General features: G+C 71.4%; 14 protein-coding genes and 1 pseudogene. 3 read left to right on the plus strand and 12 right to left on the minus strand.

Features of this window, described 5'->3' with window-relative positions; translation table 11 throughout:
* Positions 1-102: 102 nt before the first annotated feature.
* The 6 genes and pseudogenes from ACIRL2_RS35315 to ACIRL2_RS35340 form a co-directional block, all read right to left on the minus strand.
* On the minus strand, positions 103-1,518 hold the full coding sequence (locus ACIRL2_RS35315) for an NAD(P)/FAD-dependent oxidoreductase (protein ID WP_395872763.1): 1,416 nt from the start codon (positions 1,516-1,518) through the stop codon (positions 103-105).
* Positions 1,519-1,564: 46 nt separating this feature from the next.
* Positions 1,565-2,014 (minus strand): nuclear transport factor 2 family protein, encoded by a 450-nt coding sequence (locus ACIRL2_RS35320; protein ID WP_395872764.1) that lies wholly within the window; start codon positions 2,012-2,014, stop codon positions 1,565-1,567.
* Positions 2,015-2,415: 401 nt separating this feature from the next.
* Positions 2,416-10,569, minus strand: coding sequence for a type I polyketide synthase (locus ACIRL2_RS35325; protein WP_402237726.1), 8,154 nt, complete (start codon positions 10,567-10,569; stop codon positions 2,416-2,418).
* 532 nt (positions 10,570-11,101) lie between these two features.
* Complete coding sequence (locus ACIRL2_RS35330) at positions 11,102-11,239, minus strand: hypothetical protein (RefSeq protein ID WP_395872766.1); 138 nt, start codon at positions 11,237-11,239, stop codon at positions 11,102-11,104.
* Positions 11,240-11,772: 533 nt separating this feature from the next.
* The gene (locus tag ACIRL2_RS35335) at positions 11,773-12,753 is read right to left on the minus strand and encodes a threonine/serine dehydratase (RefSeq protein WP_402237846.1); all 981 of its coding nucleotides are present in this window, start codon (positions 12,751-12,753) and stop codon (positions 11,773-11,775) included.
* A 278-nt stretch (positions 12,754-13,031) separates the two neighbouring features.
* Positions 13,032-13,331, minus strand: a pseudogene (locus tag ACIRL2_RS35340) (ISNCY family transposase); the annotation flags it as partial.
* On the opposite strand from ACIRL2_RS35340, the gene ACIRL2_RS35345 reads away from it, so the two are divergent.
* Positions 13,265-13,651, plus strand: coding sequence for a hypothetical protein (locus ACIRL2_RS35345; protein ID WP_395872768.1), 387 nt, complete (start codon positions 13,265-13,267; stop codon positions 13,649-13,651). The pseudogene ACIRL2_RS35340 and the gene ACIRL2_RS35345 sit on opposite strands and share 67 nt — an antisense overlap.
* Before the next feature lie 44 nt (positions 13,652-13,695).
* Here ACIRL2_RS35345 and ACIRL2_RS35350 read toward each other — a convergent pair whose 3' ends face one another.
* The 6 genes from ACIRL2_RS35350 to ACIRL2_RS35375 all read right to left on the minus strand — a co-directional run bounded on the left by ACIRL2_RS35350 (position 13,696) and on the right by ACIRL2_RS35375 (position 19,394).
* Positions 13,696-14,037, minus strand: a complete 342-nt coding sequence (locus ACIRL2_RS35350) for a hypothetical protein (protein ID WP_402237729.1) — start codon at positions 14,035-14,037, stop codon at positions 13,696-13,698.
* A gap of 220 nt (positions 14,038-14,257) precedes the next feature.
* Positions 14,258-15,187, minus strand: a complete 930-nt coding sequence (locus tag ACIRL2_RS35355; protein WP_395872769.1) for a PDR/VanB family oxidoreductase — start codon at positions 15,185-15,187, stop codon at positions 14,258-14,260.
* Positions 15,188-15,750: 563 nt separating this feature from the next.
* On the minus strand, positions 15,751-16,617 hold the full coding sequence (locus ACIRL2_RS35360; protein WP_402237731.1) for an alpha/beta fold hydrolase: 867 nt from the start codon (positions 16,615-16,617) through the stop codon (positions 15,751-15,753).
* A 50-nt stretch (positions 16,618-16,667) separates the two neighbouring features.
* The gene (locus tag ACIRL2_RS35365) at positions 16,668-17,543 is read right to left on the minus strand and encodes a VOC family protein (RefSeq protein WP_402237733.1); all 876 of its coding nucleotides are present in this window, start codon (positions 17,541-17,543) and stop codon (positions 16,668-16,670) included.
* Between the two features lie 26 nt (positions 17,544-17,569).
* Positions 17,570-18,106 (minus strand): aromatic-ring-hydroxylating dioxygenase subunit beta, encoded by a 537-nt coding sequence (locus tag ACIRL2_RS35370; RefSeq protein WP_395872772.1) that lies wholly within the window; start codon positions 18,104-18,106, stop codon positions 17,570-17,572.
* On the minus strand, positions 18,099-19,394 hold the full coding sequence (locus ACIRL2_RS35375; RefSeq protein WP_402237734.1) for an aromatic ring-hydroxylating dioxygenase subunit alpha: 1,296 nt from the start codon (positions 19,392-19,394) through the stop codon (positions 18,099-18,101). The genes ACIRL2_RS35370 and ACIRL2_RS35375 overlap by 8 nt, the downstream gene beginning before the upstream one ends.
* A gap of 158 nt (positions 19,395-19,552) precedes the next feature.
* Between ACIRL2_RS35375 and ACIRL2_RS35380 the strand changes: the two genes are divergently transcribed.
* Both ACIRL2_RS35380 and ACIRL2_RS35385 read left to right on the plus strand, forming a co-directional pair.
* Positions 19,553-19,744: a hypothetical protein gene (locus ACIRL2_RS35380; RefSeq protein WP_402237736.1), complete on the plus strand. Its 192-nt coding sequence runs from the start codon at positions 19,553-19,555 to the stop codon at positions 19,742-19,744.
* A gap of 314 nt (positions 19,745-20,058) precedes the next feature.
* Entirely contained in the window at positions 20,059-20,928 is an 870-nt protein-coding gene (locus tag ACIRL2_RS35385) for a helix-turn-helix transcriptional regulator (RefSeq protein ID WP_402237737.1), read from the plus strand.
* Positions 20,929-21,240 lie beyond the last annotated feature (312 nt).

Below are 21,240 nucleotides of genomic sequence, written 5' to 3' on the forward strand. Positions count from 1 at the left end.
CGCCCATGACAGGGCGGGGTCGATCCTCGTTCACCGGCGCGAGCCCGCCGACAGAGCGCGCAAGGGGGCGGTCGGCCTGCGCCGACCGCCCCCTTCTCGCCGTCAGTGGCCGAGCAGCGCCGACTCGTCCGGCTTCAACGGTGGTTCGGCCGAGACCGGGCGGGTGGCCGGGCCGGCGGCGAACCGACGGACCGCGGCGAGCACCTCGGGCGCCTGTAGCCGGGTCAGTGGCGCGGACAGCGTGGTGACCTCCATCGTCGCGACGGCGACGGTGGGTTCGGAGAGCGCCGCGGTCGAGACCAGGTCCGCGAACTGCCGTCCCGCCGGGGAGGGGTTGGCCAACCGGGTGTCGGTGACCTCCGAGCGGCAGCCCGGATAGTCGAGGTCCTGGCTGGTCGCCAGGATCCACGCGTCGTCGATCGCCGCCGCGACCGCCCGCTGGACGCGCCGAGCGAGTTGGGGAACGAGGCCGCCGAGCCGGCGCAGCTCGCCGTCCAGGGCGAGGGCGCTGTGCGCGGCGCAGCTCATCCCGTGTCCGTACACCGGGTTGAAGGCCGCCAACGCGTCTCCGAGCACGGCGAAGCCCGCGGGCCACGGGTTGACCTGCTCGTAGTGCAGCCGCCGGTTCATTGTGCTGCGCGAGCCCTGCACCTCGGTGACCGGTTCGGCGGCGGCGATCAGGTCGCCGACGATCGAGTGCCGAACCGCCCCGGCGAACGCGGCGAAACCCTCCTCGCCGCCGGGTGGTTCCGCGCCCCGGGTCCCGGAGATGGTGACGATCCACCGGCCGCCCTCGATCGGGACGAGCACCGCGCTCTGCCCCGGGCGCCCCGAGCGGTGGTCCGGGTAGACACTGACCACGGGAAAGTCCTTCTCCGCCCCCACCGGCGCGCGGAAGATCCGACTGGAGTAGCGCAGCCCGGAGTCGACGGTCTCCTCCCGCACGGGAGGTACACCCAGCTCCGCCAGCCACTTCTTGGCCGGCGACCCGCGGCCGGTGCTGTCGACCACGAAGTCGGCCGCCAGCGGGGTCGGTCCGGCCGAACCGTCGCGCGGCCGGAGGTCGATCCCGGTGACGCGCCCGAACTCCGTGCGCGGACCGAGCACGTCCATCGCTTCGCGTAGGGTGATCCGCGGATCGCGCAGCACGGTGTCCCGTACCGTCCAGTCGAGCAGCTCTCGACTACACGTGATCATGAACTGGCTGCCCGGGAACCGCTGTTGCCAGCCGTACGCGGTCAGCGACACGACGTTCGCGGGCAGCCCGATCCGGTGCGCCCCAGCGGCGAGCAGTCGGTCGGTGGTACCGGGCAACAGGCTGTCGATCGCCCGGGCGCCGCCGGACATCAGCAGATGCGCGTGGCGGGCCTGCGGCAGGCCCTTGCGCGGATACGGACCGTCGGGCATCACATCGCGGTCCACCACGGTGACGGAGTCCACATGGCCCGCCAGTACGCGCGCGGTCAGCATCCCCGCGAGTCCGGCACCCAGCACCACGGCGTGCTTCGAGTCGGTCATCGGTACGCCACCCTTCCAGTCGTCGTTCGGGGCAGGGGAGGCCGCGTCATGCGGGGTCCAGGAACACCACGTCGGACAGGCCCCAGTAGCCCTGCATCTCGGCGATCAGTCCGTCGGCCCCGACCTTGATGGCCATCACGTAGTCGAAGCGGATGCGCGTGCCGGGGTCGCTCTCCTCGGGCGGCGCGGGGATGAACCCGAGGCGCACCAGATTCGGACCCCAGGGCTGGTAGTTCATGGTCGTGACGACCGGTACCGCGGCGCTCGCACCGTCCTGCGCCGCCACCGGTACACCGGAATCCTCGAAGGCCCGGCAGGCGATGGCCGCGCCCGCGTGCGCGCGCAACGCCTCGATCCCGCTCTGCGGCCCGGTACCCACCGGGTCCTCGAACCGTACATGCGGCGAATAGAGGGCCAGTAAGCCCTCCAGATCGCCGGCGTTCACCCGGCGGCAGTGCTCCACCACCAGGTGCTTGCGCAGATTCTCATCGGGCACGGCAACCTCCCGGCGCCCGCGGTCCGACCGGGGACGAAGTGGTGACAGGCATAGCCGGACTCTGACACGCGGCACCCCGGCGGCAACCGCCTCGAGCCGCGGTTCAGGGGTACGCCCGCACAGGTTAGGGGTGCGCCGGGTGGCCATCGGTTCTCCGGTATCCCGTCCGGCGCAGTCCGAGTCCGGCGGGAACAGGCGACGCCGGCCGCGGCTCCCGCCGGCAGCGGGGTCGAGGTGATCCGGCGGCCGAACCGCTCCGCGCCGCCCGTCGACGGCACGTGTCGCCGCCGAGCCCACGAACGCGATCGGCCGGCCGCACCACGCCGGACACGCCGCCGGCGTCCCGGCCGCCGGCCGGGACGCCGGCTGAACCACGGCGCTGCGCCGCGATGGGCGCGAGGTCACATGGTCACGTCGGTGGCGCCCCAGAAGGTCCTGGCCTCTTCGATGAGTCCGTCGTTGTCGATGCGGAACGTCATCACGGCGTCGACGGTGACCCGCTTGCGCTCGGGGTCCTCCACGTTGATCAGATCGGCGGTGACCGCGGCCGCGACGTGGCGGTCGTCGTGTGCGCCGACGATCGAGTGGACGGTGTCCTTGATGTCGGCCTGGGTGATGGTGACGTCGTAGAAGTGGCGCAGCGCCTCGTGGCCGCGGGTGACGGGAGCGCCCAGGGGGTCCTCGATGTATCCGTCTCCGGCGAACATGGCGACCACGCCGGCGACGTCCCCGGCGTTGAGCCTGCGGTAGTACTCGGTGATGATCTTCTTGCGGGTCGGCTCGTCGGTCATGGTGCTCCCTCCGTCGGTGGTGCTCGGCCGGAACGCGCCCAGCCAGTACGGCTCGCGCTGGAACGGGTAGGTCGGCAGGTCGATCCGCCGGGCCTGGACGCCGCGGAACAGCGCGGCGTGATCCAGGTCGGCGCCGGCCACGTACAACCGGGCCAGCGCCGACGCGATCGCTCCGGATCCGGGGGCCTGCCGGAGGTGAACGGTGACGGCCGCTCCCGAGTCGGGCCGGTCCTCGGCGGCACCGAGGTTCACGACGAGGTCGGTGCCGCGTGCCACGGACGCGCCGCCGCGTTCTCGCATCGGTTCGCCGACGACCGGTGCGGCGCCGGTGAGCAGGGCCTCGGCGTCGATCGGCTCGCCGCTGCCCGCCCGCAGTGCGGGAATTCGCGGCCGCGCGATCGTACGGTCGTCGAGGTCGTCCGTACGACCGGCGACCACCGCGGCAGCCTGACGCAGGGTCAGGCTGCCGCCGAGGTGGGCCGCGGCGATCTGTCCGAGGCCGCGGCCCAGCAGGGCGTCCGGGCGCAGACCCTGGCTCTCCAACAGCCGGTAGCCGGCGACATGCGACGCGAACGCGGCCGCGGAGACGAGCGGTTCGCCGTCCGTGCCCGGGAGGGGCAGCGGCCGGTCCAGGTAGGGGGCGAGGGCGCCGGCGGCTCCGTCCCAGGCATGCGCGTAGGCCGGAAACGCGGCGTAGAACTCGGCCTCGGCGGCGGGCAGGCGCTCCTCGGCGTCGGGCAGCAGGGCCACCAGGCGTGCGCCCTCGCTCGCGGACCGGCCGGTGACCAGGGCGGGATGGGGGAGGCCGGCGGCCAAGGCGGCCAGGACGTCGAGGAGTTCGGACCGATCCCGCGCCAGGATCACGGCGCGTTCCTCGAATGCGCTGCGCGTGGTGGCCAGCGACCAGGCGACGTCGGTCGGGGTGACGGTGTCCGCCTCGACCAGCCGTTCGCGCAGCCTGCGGGCCTGTTCGGCCAGGGCGGGGCCGGTGCGGGCCGACAGCAGGCAGGGCAGCGGTGCCGACCCGGTGTCGGGGGCGTCCCGCGAAGGCGGTGCGGTGGGGTCGTCGGGCGCCTGTTCGAGGATGAGGTGCACCTTGGTGCCGTTGCCGCCGAACGAGGACACCCCGGCGCGGCGCGGCCGCCCGGTCTCCGGCCACGGAACGGCCCGATGGGCCAGGGTGATTCCGCTGTCCTGCCAGTCGACGTCGGGCAGTGGCTCGGCGGCGTGCAACGCCTCGGGCACGATGCCGTGCCGCATGGCCAGGATCGTCTTGATCACGCCCACGACACCGGAAGCGGCGTGGGGGTGGCCGATGTTGGCCTTGACGCTGCCCACCCACAGGGGGCGGTCGGCGGGACGGTGTCGCCCGTACGCGTCGATGACCGCCTCCGCCTCGACCGCGTCGCCCAGGGGGGTACCGGTGCCGTGTGCCTCGATCACGTCGATGTCGGTGGGGCCGAGGCCGGCCTCGGCGAGAGCCAGGCGCATGACCTGACTCTGCGAGGGGCCGTGCGGTGCGGTCAGCCCGTTGCTGGCGCCGTTGTGGTTCAGGGCCGAGCCGCGGATCACCGCGAGCACCCGGTGACCCCGGCGGCGGGCCTCGGAGAGGCGTTCGACGACCAGCACGCCTGCGCCCTCGCCCCACCCGGTGCCGTCGGCGTCGGCCGAGAAGGACTTGCAGCGGCCGTCGGAGGCGATACCGCCGAGGTTCTCGAACGCGGCCGGGAACGCCAGCACGGTGACGCCGCCGACCAGCGCGGAAGCGCACTCGCCGCGCCGCAGCGCCTGGCAGGCCAGGTGCAACGCGACGCCGGAGGACGAACAGCCGGTGTCGACGGCGAGCGTCGGCCCCTCCAGACCGAAGGTGTAGGCCACCCGGGCGCAGGCGAACGGCGAACCGGCGCCGGAGGACACGTAGGGCAGGCTCGCCTCGGGCACCTGCCGCAGGTCGGAGACGTAATTCTGGGAGAAGGTGCCGAGGTAGACACCGGTGCGCGACCCGCGCAGCTGTCGTGGGTCCTCGCCGGTACGCTCCAGCGCCTCCCAGGCCAACTCCAGCAACAGCCGTTGCTGGGGGTCGATCACCAATGCCTCTTCCGGGCTGATGTCGAAGAACGCCGGGTCGAAACCCGAGGCACCGGTGATGAAGCCGCCCTCGGACAGCAGGCCGACGCCGGGCATGGCCTGGTTCCAGGCCGCGAACCGGTCCAGGTTCCAGCCGCGGTCGTCCGGGACGGGCCCGACCGCGTCGCCGCCGGACGCCAGCAGGTTCCACAACTCGTCCGGCGATTCGATCCCGCCGGGGAGTCGGCAACTCATGCCGACGACGACCACCGGGTCGTCCTCGCCGACCGGCGCGTCGCTGCGGGTGGGGACCGGGCCGGCGGCCTCGTCCGGGTCTCCCGTGAGTCGCGAGCGCAGGTACTGGGCGAGCGCGCCGGGCGTGGGGTGGTCGTAGATCAGGCCGACCGGCAGGCGCAGGCCGACGGCGGCGGCGAGTCGGTTGCGCAGGTCCACCGAACTGAGCGAGTCGAAGCCCAACTCGCGGAACGGCCGCCCGGGACCGACCGCGTCGACGCCGGCGTGGCCGAGCACGGCTGCGGCCTGTTCGCGGACGAGGTCGAGCAGGATCCGGGTGCGTTCGGCGGGGGGCTCACCGGCCAACCGGGCGGCCAGGTCCGGGCTGTTGCCTGCTTTCGTGCCCACCGCACGACGCAGGGGAGTACGGAGCAGACCACGGTAGAGCGGGGGCGGCGGATTGCCGGCGAGTTGCCGGGTGAGTACGGCGAGGTCGGTCGGCAGCGGCACGAACAGGGCGGTGTCGGTACGCACCGCGGCGTCGAAGATGGCGAGGCCGTCCGCGGTGGACAGGGTGCGGAAGCCGGCATCGACCATTCTGTCCTGGCCGGCGGTCTGTACGCGGCGGGTCAGCTCGCTCAGTTCCGCCCACATGCCCCAGGCCAGCGCGGTGCCGGGCAGGCCGTGGGCGTGGCGTCGCGCGGCCAGGGCGTCCAGGAAGGTGTTGGCGGCCGCGTAGTTGGCCTGGCCGGCGGTGCCGAGGACCCCCGCGGCGGAGGAGAACAGTACGAACGCGGCCAGGGGCGCGTCGCGGGTGAGTTCGTCGAGGTGCCGTGCGGCGTCCGCCTTGGGGCGGAAGACGCCGGCCACGCGTTCCGGGGTCAGGGCGTCCAGGACGGCGTCGTCCAGGACGCCGGCGGCGTGCACGACGGCGGTGAGGGGGTGGTCCACGGGCACGGCGGCCAGGACGGCGGCGAGCGCGTTTCGGTCGGCGGCATCGCAGGCGGCGACGGTGACGTGGGCGCCCAATTCGTGGAGTTCGGCGGTGAGTTCCTCGGCGCCGGGGGCGGCCGGGCCGCGGCGGCTGAGCAACAGCAGGTGTCGGACGCCGTGGTTGCGGACGAGGTGGCGGGCCAGGAGTGCGCCGAGGGTGCCGGTGCCGCCGGTGATCAGCGCGGTGCCGTTCGGGTCGAGCGGGGTGTGGTCGGCTGCGGGGGTGGTGCCGGCGCGGCTGAGGCGGGGGGCCCGCAGGGTGCCGGCGCGGATGGCGAGTCGGGGTTCGCCGGCTGCCAGGGCTTCGCACAGGAGATCGGCGAAGACCCGGGTGTCGGTGGTCGTATCGGTAGCGATGTCCGTGCCGGTATCGGTGCCGGTGTCGAGCAGGAGGACCCGTCCCGGGTGTTCGGCGTCGGCCGAACCGACCAGGCCCCACAAGGGCGCGGCCTCCAGGTCCGGCGCCTCGCCGACGCTCGCGACGACCGCGGACCGGGTGAGCAGGACCAAGCGGCTGTCCGCGAGCCGATCGTCGGCCACGAACGCCTGCATTAGCTCCAGGGCCGCGCATGCGGCGGCCTCGGGGCCGGCGCCGGAAGCGGCGGCCGGGACGACGACGACGTCCGGGGCGCGGGCGCCCGCGGCGACGGCGGCGGTCAGGGTGGCCAGGTCGCGGTGGACCCACACTTCGGCACCGGTGCCGGTCTCGGTACGGGTATCGCGGAGCGCGGCGGACAGCCCGACGTGGCCGGGGTCGTCGGTGAGCAGCGCCCAGTTCGCGGGCGGCGCCTCCGGTGTTATGGTCACCGCTGCCCACTCGACGCTAAAGAGCGTGTCGTGCGGCAGGTCCGCGGGCACCGCCGAGTCCCCTGCGGCCACCGGCCCGAAGACCACCGGGCCCAGGTCGGCCAGTGGCTGCCCGGCGGCATCGGCGAACGTTGCGGTGACCGTGTCGTCGGCGCCCGGACGCAGTCGGACGCGGGCGGAGTCGGCGCCGATGGCGTGCACGGCGACGCGGCCCAGCGACGTGGGCAGCCGGCCGGTGCCCTCGTCCTGCGGCGATCGGGCGAGGTGCCAGGCCCGGAGCGCGGCGTCGAACAACGCGGGGTGGATGTGGTAACCCCGTACCTCGCGGGCGTTCTCGCCGAGGACCACGTCGGCGAACACGTCGCCGCCGCGCCGCCACAACCCGCGGACCACCGCCCCATCGGGGCTGCCGTCGTCGTCCGGAAGCGGGAGCGGATCCGCGTCCGGGGGCGGCCGGTTGCCGTCCTCCACGACCGGCGGAGGAGACACATCGGTGAGGGTGGCGCCGGCGTGCCGGACCCATCGGCCGCCCGCGGTGGCGGGATGGCGTGCGTGCACGGTGAGCGTACCGGCGGAGCCGCCGATCCCGGCGGCGGTCACCTGGATGCGGGTGGCACCTGCCGTGGGCAGCACCAGCGGCCGATCCAGGACCAGCCCCGCCACGGTGGCGCCGACCTCGTCGGCGGCGCGTACCGCCAGCTCCGCCAGGGCGGCGGCGCCGAGCGTGGGCAGGCCCTGTGCATCATGCCGCACCGAAGGGTCGGCGGCGTCGACGACACCGGTGAGGACGACCGCGTCGCGGTCGGCCAGTTCCACCGCCGCACCGAGTACCGGATGGTCGGCGGCGTCCAGGCCCAGCGCGCCGGGTTCGATCGCGGTGGCGCCGGGCGACAGCCAGTAGCGGGCGCCCTGGAACGGGTAGGTGGGCAGCGCCACGTCTGCGGCGTCGATTCCGGCGAACAGCGGGCCGAGTCCGATCCTGCCGGCACGGACCGCGGCCTCGGCCAGCGAGGTACGAAAGCGCGACAGGGAGTCGTCGGCGCGCCGCAGGGTGCCGATGACGGCGGCGTCCGCCTCGGCGTCCTCGGCACACTCCTCGACGGCCGCCGTGAGTACCGGGTGCGGACTGGTCTCGACGAAGACGCCGTGACCGCTCGCGAGCAGGGCGCGTACGCCCTCCTCCAGCAGGACGGTCTGTCGCAGATTGCGATACCAGTAGTCGGCGTCCAGTCGCGCGGTGTCGATCCAGTCGCCGGTGACGGTGGACCAGAACGGCAGATCGGAACCGCGGGGTCGGATATCCGCGAGGTCCGTCAGCAGCCGGTCGCGCAGGGACTCGACCTGTGCGGAGTGCGAGGCGTAGTCGACGGGGATGTGGCGCACGCGCACCCCCTCGGCCTCGCAGGCCCGCAAGAAGTCGGCGAGTCGGTCCTGATCACCGGAGACGACGGTGGAGCGAGGGCCGTTGTGGGCGGCGATCGACAGCCGGTGGTCGGCGCCCTGGAAACGGGCCAGGACCGCATCGACCGGCAGCGCCACCGAGGCCATCCCGCCGTCCCCGGCCAATTCCGCGGCGATCGCCCGGCTGCGCAACGCGACGACCTTGGCGCCGTCTTCGAGCGACAGCGCGCCCGCCGCACAGGCCGCGGCGATCTCCCCCTGGGAGTGGCCCAGGACGGCGGCCGGCCGCACACCGTGGTCCTGCCACAGCCGCGCGAGGGACACCAGGACCGCCCACAGCGCGGGTTGCACGACGTCGACCCGGGTGAGCGCGGCCTCGTCGTCCAGCACCTCGCTCAGCGGCCGGTCGGTCCAGGGCGCGAGGGCCTCCTCGCACGCGGCGAGGTGAGCAGCGAACTCCGGGCATTCGTCGCGTAGTCGGGTCGCCATCCCGGTCCACTGGGAGCCCTGGCCGGGGAAGACGAAGACGACCTTGCCGCGGACGGCGGCCGACCCCTCGACCAGCAGCGGTGACGGGACACCGGAGTCGAGGGCGCGCAGCGGTTCCCGGGCCCGGTCGAGGTCGTCGACCAGGACGACCGCGCGGTGTTCGAAGACGGTACGGGTGGTGGCCAGCGCGGCGCCGACCGCGACGGGGTCCGGTCGCGGCTCGCGCACGCTCCAGGTAGCCAGTTGTCGGGCGCGGGCCCGCAGCGCCTCCGGGGTGGCCGCGGACAGCAGCCACGGCACCGGACCATGGCCCAGCGGACCGTCCGCGCGCTGCTTCCCGGGTTCGGCCGGCGGCGGGTCGTCGTCGGGGTCGGCCTGCTCCAGGATGACGTGCGCGTTGGTCCCGCTGAGACCGAACGAGGAGACCGCGGCGCGGCGCGGCCGGCCCAACCGCGGCCAGTCGCGCGGTTCTTCGGCGAGGCGGACATCCCCGGCGGACCAGTCGATGTGCGGTGAGGGGGCGTCGACGTGCAGGGTACGTGGTACTTGCCCGTTGCGCAGCGCCATGACGGTCTTGATCACACCGGCGAGACCCGAGGCGGCCTGGGAGTGGCCGATGTTGGACTTGACCGACCCCAGCCACAAAGGAAGTTCGGGGTCGCGCTGCTGTCCGTAGGTGGCCAACAGGGCCTGCGCCTCGATCGGATCCCCGAGCGTGGTGCCGGTGCCGTGCGCCTCGACCATGTCGACCTGGTCGGGCGACAGGCCGGCGTCGGCGAGGGCGGCCCGGATGACCCGCTGCTGGGAGGGACCGTTGGGCGCGGTCAGCCCGTTCGACGCGCCGTCCTGGTTGACCGCCGAACCGCGCAGCACGGCCAGTACCCGCCGGCCGTTGCGCCGCGCGTCCGACAGCCGCTCGACCAGGAGCAGGCCCACACCCTCGGCCCAGGAGGTTCCGTCGGCCGCGGCGGCGAACGGTTTGCAGCGGCTGTTCGGGGCCATCATGCCCTGGCTGCTGAACCCGTGGAAGATGCTGGCGGTGGACATCACGGTCACCCCACCGGCCAGCGCCAGCGAGCACTCCCCGTTGCGCAGCGCCTGAGCGGCCAGGTGCAGCGCGACCAGTGAGGAGGAGCAGGCGGTGTCCACCGTGACCGCCGGGCCCTCCAGGCCGTAGACATAGGAGAGTCGGCCCGAGATGACGCTGCTGGAGGTACCGCTGACCAGGTAGGTGCCCACGCCCTCGGGCAGCGTCGTGACCCCGGCGCCGTAGCCGGTGCTCGTGGCGCCGATGAAGACGCCGGTTCGGCTGCGCTTCATCGAGGACGGCACGATGCCGACGCTTTCGAAGACCTCCCAGGAGGTCTCCAGGAGCAGCCGCTGCTGGGGATCCATCGCCAACGCCTCGCGAGGCGCGATGCCGAAGACGGACGCGTCGAAGCGGTCGGCATCGTCGATGAAGCCGCCCTGCGGGGCCGGGCCGATGCCGTCGCCGGCCGCGGCGAGGTCGAGCACCTGCTGCTTCCAGCCGCGATCGTCCGGGAGGTCGCCGATGGCGTCGGTGCCGTCGACGACCAGCTGCCACAGATCCTGGGCGCTGGACACCGAGCCGGGGTAACGGCAGCCGATCCCCACGATCGCGATCGGCTCGCCGGATGTCGCGGCCAGCTGCTCGTTACGCGCGGTGAGTTGCTCGTTCTTCGCGCGCAGCCGTTCGTTCTGCGTCAACGACGCCCGGAGCGCGTCGACGAGCCGGTCCGAAGGGGCGGTCACGCCGAACTCCGCTCGTCGCAGTGGCAGACCGGGGAAGAGGCCCCGGCCGAAGGGCGTTGGGCCGACCCGTGCATCGCCCGCCGCCCCGTCTTCACCACACCATGGATGTACGGCCTGTTCGCCTCACGCGAACGAGGGCGACCGAATGAGCCGTCACCGCTTGCCGCCACCAGGCAGGCGGTCTCGGACGTCGGCTCGACGCGCCGACGGCAGCGGCCCGCCGGCACCTTGACGGGCTTTGTTCTTGCGGGTGGGAGCACCCATCCCCGCAGTGGTCGGGGGCGAGCAGCCGGACAACTATCCACGGAGAACTCCCGTTTCCGTTTCGCCAACGGCACTGGCACCGCGCACCGACACTGGCGGACGATCACAACAGGGCTGCCCGTCACGCTATTGAGCCCAGTACCGGAGCCCAACCCCATCATCCGCTCGGGCCACCCCAGATCCTCCGCCCGAACCCCCTTACCGAGCGCCGGCGTTGGGAACCGGGCCTGCCACATCCAGGCGTCGATGCCCCGAACTCACGTCCGCCTCATCCGAGCGCGGAGAGCGCGTCGAGCCGCTCCGGCGCGAAGCCGGCCCGCCGCTGCCGTGCGTTCGCGAGGGCGACCCCGAGCTCGACCTGATGCGCCTCACCACCGTGTTCGACCGAGATCGTCTCCTCGTCCATCGACGCGACCGCGGGCCGACAGAGCCGAGTGCACGGGCCGACCGCCCCGTACGCGGACCGGCCGACCGCCTTGGGCTTCGTCCCTTGCCTCGGCCGGCCCACCCTCGTCGGTGGTGTCGTCCCGGTCGTCGAGGTCGGGGTCCTCCCACGCGTCGTCCTCGGCGAGGGCCGGGGAGTTCGGTGTCGCTGTCCGCCGTGGCGGCTTCGCTGTAGGCGCTGTTCCCAGGAGGCTCCCAGACCCGAGGCGTGGCCGTGAGGTAGAGCCGTCGGGCGGCGGGGAGCCGGGTGCCGAGCGGTCAGGACGGCGCCCAGCGACTGGTGGCGAGAAGCTCTGGGAGGCGACCGCGAAGCTGTCGTCGCACTCGCCGGCCTCCCCACGTCTGCCGACCCGACGCCGCAAGAACTCGGAACCGGCGGCAGCTTCATCCCACTGACACGACTCGTGGAGACGATCACGCCGCGCGGGCATCAATCAGGCGACCATCCGTAGCCGACCATGACACAACCACCGTCCGGGGCCGTCGGAGCAATTGTCAAGACCTATGGATGGGAGCCGCACCGACCCAGCGGTGATAGGCGTCCACGTCGACGTTGCTGCCGCACACGATGGTGACTACGTGTCGGCCGGCGAAGCGGTCACGGTCTTCGAGGACAGCTGCGATGCCGAGCGCGGCCGACGGTTCGACGACGAGGCCGGCGTGGTCGAGGAGCATCCGCATACCGGCGATGATCGACGCCTCCCGGACCAGGACGGCGTCGTCAGCGACGAGGAGGAGATCGTCCAAGACGGCCGGGATGGGACGCCGGCCGGCGACGCCGTCGGCGATGGTGTCGGTCGAGTCGGTGGTGACGACACGTCGTTGGTGCCACGAGTGGGTCATCGCCGGTGCGCCCAGCGGCTGGACGCAGATCACCTCGACTTCGGGTACCAAGGCTTTCACCACATGACCCACGCCGGTGGCCAGCGCCCCGCCTCCGAGAGCAATCAGGACGGTGTCGAACGTCTGTGCGGTGTCGACCAGTTCCAGGCCGACGGTCGCCGCGCCCTCGCAGGTCTCGATGTCCAGACTGTCTTCGACCAGCCGGATGCCGTCGTACCGCGCGATAGCCGCCGCCCGCTCGCGAGCCAACTCGTGGTCGCCGTCCACCAGCTCCAACCTGGCGTCCAACGCGCGGATGCGATCAAGCTTGGCCACAGTCGCAAAGCGGGATGCCACGACGGTCACGTCGAGCCCTCGGCCGCGACCGGACCAGGCAAGGGCTTGGCCAAGGTTGCCCGCGCTGGCGCACACCACGGCTCGCGGACCATTGTCGGGGAGCAGGCTCGCGACCACCTCGGTGCCGCGGGCCTTGAAGCTGCGGACCGGGTTCGCCGTTTCGAGCTTGATGCTCACCCTGCACCCGAGGCCGGGCTCCAGCGCCTCGCAGCGGTAGAGCGGAGTGTCGAGAAAAATCGGGTCGATCAATCGGCGAGCGGCCCGGATCCGAGCAGTGTCGAGGCGCGTCTCCTGCACGACACCAAAGACTAGCGCCGCCGGCGCTGTTCCACCGAATACTCCGCCGCCGAGCACTCCCCGCGGTAGCGCGAATGCTTGATCGCGTCGGTTACGCCAAGGCGGAACCAACCCTCCCGTCCCCTGGCGTCTCGGCCACGTTCCGCAGCCCTCAACGTGCCCTGGGCACGGGCACGGGCACAGGCACGGGCGCGGGCCCGACCCCGAGCGCGGAGTGCGAATTGGGCCCGTGAAAGGGAGGCCGGGAATGCGAGCACGAGATGCGGTGGCCGGCTGGTGGCCATCTCATCGGTGAGCCGATCGATCTCGCCCAGCGCTTGGCGGGTGCGCCGTCGCAGGGCGCGGGAGATCTGCCTCAATCGGCGTCCGGCCGAGCGGCCGCGGTCGCGGAACCGGGTGCGGCTCGTGGCGCCCTCGGCCTTGATCCGCCGGGCGAGTCGGCCCAGTTTGCGGACGCCGTGCGCCGGCAGGTCGGCGTCCGTGGGGTGGTCGATGTCGGCCTCGATCACGGTTGCGTCGACGCGGAGTCTGCGGCATCGCAGCAGCTTGTCCTCGACCGGGTTGCCCAGCAGCGCGGCGGGGCTCGATCGACGAGGGGTCCTCCCACCCCCTCGGCGCGACCGACCCCACGACCGGACGGACCCGGCGCGTCCTGACCGGGCATCGGGAGTGGGTCCGCGGGCTGTGTCTGCTGCCGCTGGGCGGGCGCACCCTGCTGGCCAGCGGCAGCAAGGACCGGACGGTACGCCTGTGGGACGTGGACGAGTTCCGGTGCGTGGCGGAGATCGCCGTACGCGCGCCGGTCGTCGCGCTCGCGGCCGCCGAGAATCGCATCTTCGTCGCCTCTGCGGCCGGGATGCACGCGTACGCGGTGGGTGCGGATGGCGTGGTCGGGTAGGGGTGTGCTTCCTGCGGAGGCAAATCCTGTGGGTGCGGTTCCGCTCACGGAAAGGGCTGACCCGACTCCGACCGCCGACCGACGGCGGCCGCGGGCCGGTCGACCTGCCACATCACGGTCGTTCGTCCCGTCGCCCGCATCGCCCGCATCGCCCGCATCGCCCAGGCCGCGGATCGTCGGCTCGGTGCGGCCGACGCGCCGTCGAGCACGAGGTCGACGATCCGTCGGCCGGTTTGCTCCGGATCGAGCCCGTTGGTCTCGCCGGATGCCATGCGACCGAGCAGGGGTGAGAGCGCACAGCCCTCACCGACGCCACCCGACAGGCCCCCTGGGCATTGTTCGGCCTGCGCAGCGTGCGGTGTGCCGACCAGGGTCGGGAGCGGCATGAGGCGCCCGCTCCGCCACCGCGAGGGTTCGGCGAAGGCGGGGGCGGATGTCCCTCCGGGATGGGCTGCGGGAGGGGCGGGGGCAGGACGCGCGACACGGGCCGCGACGCCCACCATCCATGCTCGAACGGCTGCCGGGACGAGGGTACGGATACGAACGCGAGAATTCGGACGCCGGAAACCTCGCGGCGGATCATCCGGTCGGTGCGGCGATTCGGACTCAGATGTCGAGGACGAGTCGTTTGGTGCAGGCGCGCGAGACGCAGATCATGACGTATTCGCCGCTTGCCTTGTCCTCCTCTCCGAGGACGTGGTCGCGGTGGTCGGGCGTGCCCTCAACCACGAGCGTCTCGCAGGCGCCGCAGATGCCTTCGGAGCAGGAGCTCATCGTGCTCACGCCCGCGTCGTCGAGTGCCTTGAGGATGGTCCCGTCGGCGGGCACGGTCACCGTGACCCCGCTGCGCTTGGCGACGACCTCGAACGGGACGTCGCCGGCCACGGGTTCGGCGGCGGGCGGAGCCGAGAAGCGCTCCAGGTGGAGCGCGCCCCGCGGCCAGGAGGAGGCCCGCTCCTCGACGGCGTCCAGGAGCGAACCCGGGCCACAGGTGTAGATCGCCGTGTCCTCGCGGGGGTCGCCGAGTGCCGTGTCGAGGTCGATCGGCCCGACCTCGTCGGTGGGATGCACGTGCACCCGCGAGGAGTCGAGCTCGTCGAGGAACGCCATCGAGGCCCGGCTGCGGCCGCCGTAGGTGAGTTCCCAGTCCAGTTGACGCCGCTCCGCTTCCCGGATCATCGGTATCAGCGGGGTGATGCCGATGCCGCCGGCCACGAAGCGGATGCGGGAAGGCGGGTCGAACGGGAAGTGGTTGCGGGGACCCGCCACCTCGATCGGTGCGCCGACGCGCAACCGGTCGTGGATGAACAGGGAACCGCCTCGGCCGTCGGCCTCCCGCAGGACGCCGATGCGGTAGGACTTCCGGTCGTCCGGGTCACCGCACAGCGAATACTGCCGGACCGAGCCGCCGCCGACCGCCAGGTCGATGTGGGCTCCCGGTTGCCATCCGGGCAGGTCCTGCCCGATCGGATCCACCAGGACGAGGGAGACGACCCCCACGGCCTCCCATCGGACCTGTCTCACCAACAACTGCATGATTCTTTCCTCCTCTTCTCTGCTCGGAAGGTCACACCGATGGGATCGAGCCGCCGTCGACGACGCGCGATGTGGTGCCTGTGACGGGGCCCGCGCGCGGACTCTCCGCCCGAAGGATGAAGCGGAGCGAGGTGTCACGCCTCGTCGTCCCGAAGTCCTGCTGCGCGGGGCCCGTATCGATCCGGCCGCCGCAACGCGGCGTCGTCGTGCAGGAAGGAGACCCGGTCGGAGTCGGTACCACCCTCCATCGCCCGGAAGTGGCCGGCACACCGGAACCGGATGCGCTTCGACACCTACGACGCCGGCACGACACGGTCGCCCACTCGAACTCGGGAACCGGCGGCTGCTTCGCGGAGGCATGTCGATGCGGACGTCGCCGCCGGGCCACGTCGAACTTCCGGCGTTGGCACCGCTCTTGTTGCGCCCGAAGAACGACGTGGCCCGGCGGCGCGGGCGTTGCCCCATCGGCGGGTCCGGACCGGTCCGGGTCGGCGGCGTGTGCTCCTCGGCCGACGACGTGTCCGGAGCCTCCGGCGAGTCCGGTCGGTGGTCGGACGCGGTGGTCAGGCGCGGAGGAACTCGGTGACGATCGAGTCGTGCTCCTCGGGCTTCTCCCACTGCGGCCAGTGGCCGGCGTCCGCGATGCAGGAGTACTGCGCATCGGGGATGAGCGAGGCGAGCTTGCGGCCGAACTCCGGTCCCGTGCCGGGGTTGTGGTCGCTCCAGAGCACCAGCGTCGGCTGTCGGATCCGGCCGAGCATCTGCGGGGTGATGCGGTGTGGAGAGTCGGACCGGAAGCTGTTCCGCATGACGTTGACGAGGCCCTCGCGGGTCTCGGGGCGCTGGTAGAAGAACTGCCGCAGCGTGACGAGTTCCTCGGTGACGCGGTCCGGCTCGGCCATCAGCCACTCGAGCCGCTTGCGGACCGTCTCGCGGGTCGGGTCGCCGATCGCGGCGAGCGAGCGCGCCCGAAGGGCGTCACCCGCCGCGAGTTGCTCCTGCGTGACCTGCCCTTCCTCGACCGCGGCACCGGCGGTCGTGTTGAGGATGATCCGTCCGACGCGGTCGGGGTGGTGCAGTGCCATCCACATGCTCACCCAGCCGCCCAAGGACTCGCCCTCCAAGTGGGCGGTGTCGGCGCCGATCGAGTCCATCAGGTCGACGACCTGTTCGGCGTAGGTCGGCACCATCTCGGTGGTGAACGGACGGCCCAAGGAGAAGCCGTGCCACAGCAGGTCGATGGCGATGACATGGAAATGCTTGCTCAACCGCATGACGTTGCGGCTGTAGGCCTCGGCGTGGCCGCCGTTCCCGTGCATGAGGATGAGCGGCTCCCCCTCGCCGGCCTCGATGACACGGGTCTTGAACTCCTTGCCTCGGTACCCCACCGAGGCACCGGCGAGGTCGTTCCACATGCTGTTCACGGACATCGGTCCGCCTCCCTTACTGCGAGAATTCGACGATCGACCCGCCGAGTCGGTCAGTAACTCTGGTGTCCCCACACCTTGTCGCCGGTGTTGTGGGTGGAGACATGCGTCGCGGGGTCGATCAGCAGACCGCCGGCGCCGTATTCGAGCCTGAAGCCGGACGGCGTCTGGAGGTAGCACGAGATCATCCGGTCGTTGACGTGCCGACCGAGTCCGACGATCGGCTTGGCGCCCGAGGCGAATACACGATCCATCGCCCGGCCGACCATGTCGACGCGGGTCGGCTCGAGCATCAGGTGGCTGACCGAGGGCGCCGCGGGGTCGCCCTGGATCAGGGCGAGACTGTGATGGCGCTCGTTGACGTGCAGAAAGTTGATCAGCCGAGGCGGCATGATCACGTAGTCGCTGAGCCCGAATCCGAGGACGTCGCGGTAGAACGCGTTGCAGGCATCGAACTCGACGGTGCGGAGCACGATGTGGCCCACCCCGAGCGCGCCGGCGACGAACTCCACTCCCTCGGGTGAGTGGAACGGATCCGGATCGGCGCTCGGACCCCAGTAGAACTCCATCCGGTTGCCGTCCGGATCGTGGCTGCTGTAAAGCTCCGCGACCCCACGATGCCGAGCCGACTCCGGCGTCTCCTCGACCACGTCGAAGCCGTGCGTCGTGAGATGGTCGACCAGCGCGGCGAGTGCCTCGGGTGACGCGGTCTCCCAGCCGAGGTATGCGAGCCCCTCCTCGGCGCCCGCCGCGACGGCGATCCGCCACGAGCGCTCGTCCATGCGCAGGCGCAGTTCCGTCTCCGCCGCGTCGGGCGCGGATACGTCCTGGAGTCCGAGAATGCCGGTGCCGAATGTTCGCCAGTCCTCGAGTCGGGCGCTGGTGAATCCGACGTAACCGAGTGCGCGGATAAATCGGTCTTGCTTCACGACGAGTCCCCTATCCAATCCAACGATCAGACGATGTCGGTCATGTCATAGGGCTGCACATCGGCGTCGAGCACCACCGCGTGGCGGAGAATCTCGAAACCCTCGCCCTTGCCGGCCAGGAGGTCGTCGTAGGTGCCGGCGGCGTGGACCTGGGAGTGTCCGTCGAGGCCGGTACGCACCAACACCACGTTCGCCTTCACGTTGAGAGTGCCGTCACCCTCGACGAAGACGCGCAGGTTGCCGATCAGGTGGACTCGAGGCTTCCGCTGCATGCGCCAGTACCCGGAGAGGTAGGCCGCCCGGACCTGGAGCGCGACGAGCCCTCGCTCCTTCGTCAGGTACAGGCCCGTGTCCGCGTTCTCCCGATCCGTCACGGAGTACTCGGCGTTCGAGTGGAAGAACCCCAGCCAGTCGCGGTACCGGTCCTCGTCCAGGCACGCCGCCCAGTCGGCGTAGAAGGCACGCACCCGCTCCATCAGGACCGGATCGTACGTACGCGTGCCGGTGGTCGGCGCGGTCTGTGGCTGCACGACCTCGTGCTCGGATACCTGCTGCTCACTCATGAACGAACCCTTTCTCCAACACGATGGGCTCCTCGTTGATGTAGGAGTTCCAGAGCTTGTGGAAGCACCGCAGCGAGTACTCGTCGAACTTGTCGCCGACCTTGCCCGGCTTGAGACCGCGGCCCATGTGGGAGGTCGCGAGGCTGCTGCCCTGCAGTCCGCTCTGGGCGCGTACCGCCGCCTCCAGGTCGTCGGCGGAGATCTTGCCCCAGGAGCCCTGGGAATCGGCGCCGGTCTCCAGGCGGCGCTTGCGCTCCGCCGCCGACTCGCCGACCTTGCCCAGGATGATCAGCTCCACGACCGTGCTGTCCAGACCGAGCGGAGTCGCCACCTCCAGGAAGATGCTGCTGCCGTCCGCGTCGTACTGCAGGTCGAAGTTCGGGAAGACCGCGAAGATCGTGTTGCCGTGTCGGACGTCCCGCTCCCACGCCGCGAGTCGGGCTTCCTGCTCCTCATCGGTATGGCCGCGACTGGCCGAGTCCTCGACCTTCAGCGTGAGCGTCTCGCCCAGCTCGGAGGAGAGGCCGGCGGCGTACTTCTCGATGTTGAAGCCGCCGTACGCCGGGAACGTGAGCATCGAGTGGCCGCTGGCCAGCTCGTAATTCTTGCCGGGCTGCATGCCGCCGCGGCCGTCGGCGATCATGCGGTGCAGGAACTGCGGGTGATAGTTGTCCCGGAAGTTGTCGGTCCAGAGCTTCCAATTGCCCGGGTAGTCCCATCGGGCGCGGCCGATGACCTCGGTATCGGCCATGAATTCCCGGAGGTACCGCGCCGCTTCGCCCAGGTAGTCCTCGAAGTTCTCGACGGCCGGGTCGATGGCGGCGAAAACGAGTCCGGCGAACTCCGCGACCTTGACCGGCGTCAGGCCGTACTCGGATTTGTCGAGGCCCTCACCATAGGCGCGCGGGAACGGCACGCCGACGAGGTCGCCTTTGTCGCTGAAAGCCCAGGCGTGATACATGCACTTCACCGAACCCGGGCACGTGCCCTTGGCGCCGAGGAGTACCTCGACTCCGCGGTGGGTGCACGCGTTGTGGAATCCGCGAATGACCCCGTCGGTGCCGCGCCATACCGCAACCGGTTCCCCGGCGATCCTGGCCGTCCGGTAGCTGCCCACCTCGGGGAGCTCGGAGGTGTGGCAAATGAGCTGCCAGGTACGCCGGAAGATCTTGACCCGCTCCTCCTCGTAGAGGCCGGGATCGGTGTAGTTCCGCCGGGGCACGAGCATCGGCGAGGTGCGCGTGTGCTCGTCGCGGGCCGGCGTCGGGCGTTCTGCCTGCGTGGTCATCGGTTTGTCTCCCTTCGAGACAGTCGCATCGGGATCGGGCTGTCACACAGGTCCGAACCTCGCCGTGGCAGCCGCGAGGGACGGTCCGGCCTCGGGCCCGAATGCGAGGCGGTGCGGCCGGGAACGGCCTGCGGGCTCGCGTCGAGCGATCCGAGAGCGTGCTGGGTGTCGCCGTTCGTGTGCAGGAACCCGCGTTCGCCGTTGCGATGGTTCACACCGACACCCGCGATCTCGCGATCGAAGGCGCCGACGTTCACGAGGTTCGCCCGGAGCAGGTCGACGTGTGCCGGCCGCCGCGCACGAAAGTGCGACGAACGGTCCACGCTTTGCCCGCGCGTTTCTGCGATTGATGTCATGTGTACTCACTTCGAGATCTCGCTCGGCGAAGACTGTGTTCTTTCCTTGCGCCGAGGATCCGGGACGCATTCGATCGTTGTGCGGATCGTGTGGACCGCGGTCGGCATCCGGATCTCGCATGCAGACGGATCTCGTCGGTTCAGGCGCCGAGGCGGTTGTGGTTGCCGCACCGGAAACACCGAGAACCGAATGGATTCAGTTTCGGGGAATAGCCCGCGACGTGGCAGAGCCGGTCGTTACGCGGTCCACGTAACGCGTACTGGCAGTACGTGTTCCGCCGGCCGGTCCGGGCGTACAGTTTCGGACCATGGCACCTGAAGACAGCGAGCTGGGAAGTTTCCTCCGCTCCCGCCGCGCACGCGTGAACCCGACGAGATTCGGCGGCGCGACCGGCATCGGGCGGCGAGTACCCGGCCTCCGACGGGAAGAGGTGGCCACGCTCGCCGGCATCAGCGTCGAGTACTACGCCCGCCTCGAACGCGGCCGGAAAGTGCGTGTCTCCGAGACGGTGCTGGCCGCCATCGCGCGCGCCCTCGACCTCAACGATCTCGAGGCCACGCACCTCCACGACCTCGCGCACTCCGCGGCGAAGGTTCCGACGGCCACCGGAGCCCAGGATCACCACGGCGATGCCGTACGCCCGGAACTGAACGTGATCACCGACGCGCTCAGTCCGCTGCCGGCGTGGATCACCAACTACCGCATGGACTTCCTCGCCGGGAACCGCGAAGCCCGCGCGCTCTACGCGCCCCTCCTCGGCAACCCCGAAGACAAGGGCAACCGGGCGCGCTTCATCTTCCTCGACCCGGTCAGCCGAGGCTTCCAGTGCCAATGGGAGCAGGTTGCCGACGAAACGGTGGGAGCGCTGCGGTGGTACGCCACACGTCATCCCGACGATCGCGAACTCTCCGGGCTCATCCTCGACCTCAACTCGCGCAGCACGGAGTTCAGGTCCCGCTGGGGCGATCACAACATCAGCCACCACCGCTCGGGCGACGTGCATGTGAACCATCCGGCCATCGGCGACCTCAAGCTCGTCTACGAGCGCCTCGACGTCACACACGACCCGGGCCTGAGCCTGTTCATCCACGTGGTGGAGCCCGGTTCGACCATCGCGCGGAGGCTCGCCGACTTGGTTGCCGATGGGGGCTCGGCACCGCCGGGGGTGGGGGTGTAGGTCGGAGACATCCGTGACGGACGCGTGGGTTCCGGGAACTGCCCGACGCCGTGCGCTCCCCTGCCCCCGCGCTCGACGAATACCTCAGCGGGTGTCGGGTGCCGGTGCGGCGGCGGATGGCGCAGCGGTAGCGATTGCCGCCGTTGGTGCGTCCGCACGCGTGGGCCGGTGGTGGCGGTGGTGGACGCCCGGCTACAGGCGGGACGCGCTGGTCCGGGCGGGGTTGGCGGAGTGTGGGCTCGACCACGTGGTCCAGCGTTGCGGCGACGCCGTCATCCATCCGGCCGCCGCGGTCGGGACGACGCTCGCGTG

Source organism: Embleya sp. NPDC127516, assembly GCF_044765325.1.
Taxonomy (GTDB): domain Bacteria; phylum Actinomycetota; class Actinomycetes; order Streptomycetales; family Streptomycetaceae; genus Embleya.

Bases quoted from the DNA above. Each gene is read 5' to 3' on its own strand.
- ACIRL2_RS35315 (WP_395872763.1), bottom strand. From the start codon at position 1,518: ATGACCGACTCGAAGCACGCCGTGGTGCTGGGTGCCGGACTCGCGGGG.
- ACIRL2_RS35330 (WP_395872766.1), bottom strand. From the start codon at position 11,239: ATGGACGAGGAGACGATCTCGGTCGAACACGGTGGTGAGGCGCATCAG.
- ACIRL2_RS35350 (WP_402237729.1), bottom strand. From the start codon at position 14,037: ATGCCGCTCCCGACCCTGGTCGGCACACCGCACGCTGCGCAGGCCGAA.
- ACIRL2_RS35355 (WP_395872769.1), bottom strand. From the start codon at position 15,187: ATGCAGTTGTTGGTGAGACAGGTCCGATGGGAGGCCGTGGGGGTCGTC.
- ACIRL2_RS35360 (WP_402237731.1), bottom strand. From the start codon at position 16,617: ATGTCCGTGAACAGCATGTGGAACGACCTCGCCGGTGCCTCGGTGGGG.
- ACIRL2_RS35370 (WP_395872772.1), bottom strand. From the start codon at position 18,106: ATGAGTGAGCAGCAGGTATCCGAGCACGAGGTCGTGCAGCCACAGACC.
- ACIRL2_RS35375 (WP_402237734.1), bottom strand. From the start codon at position 19,394: ATGACCACGCAGGCAGAACGCCCGACGCCGGCCCGCGACGAGCACACG.
- ACIRL2_RS35385 (WP_402237737.1), top strand. From the start codon at position 20,059: ATGGCACCTGAAGACAGCGAGCTGGGAAGTTTCCTCCGCTCCCGCCGC.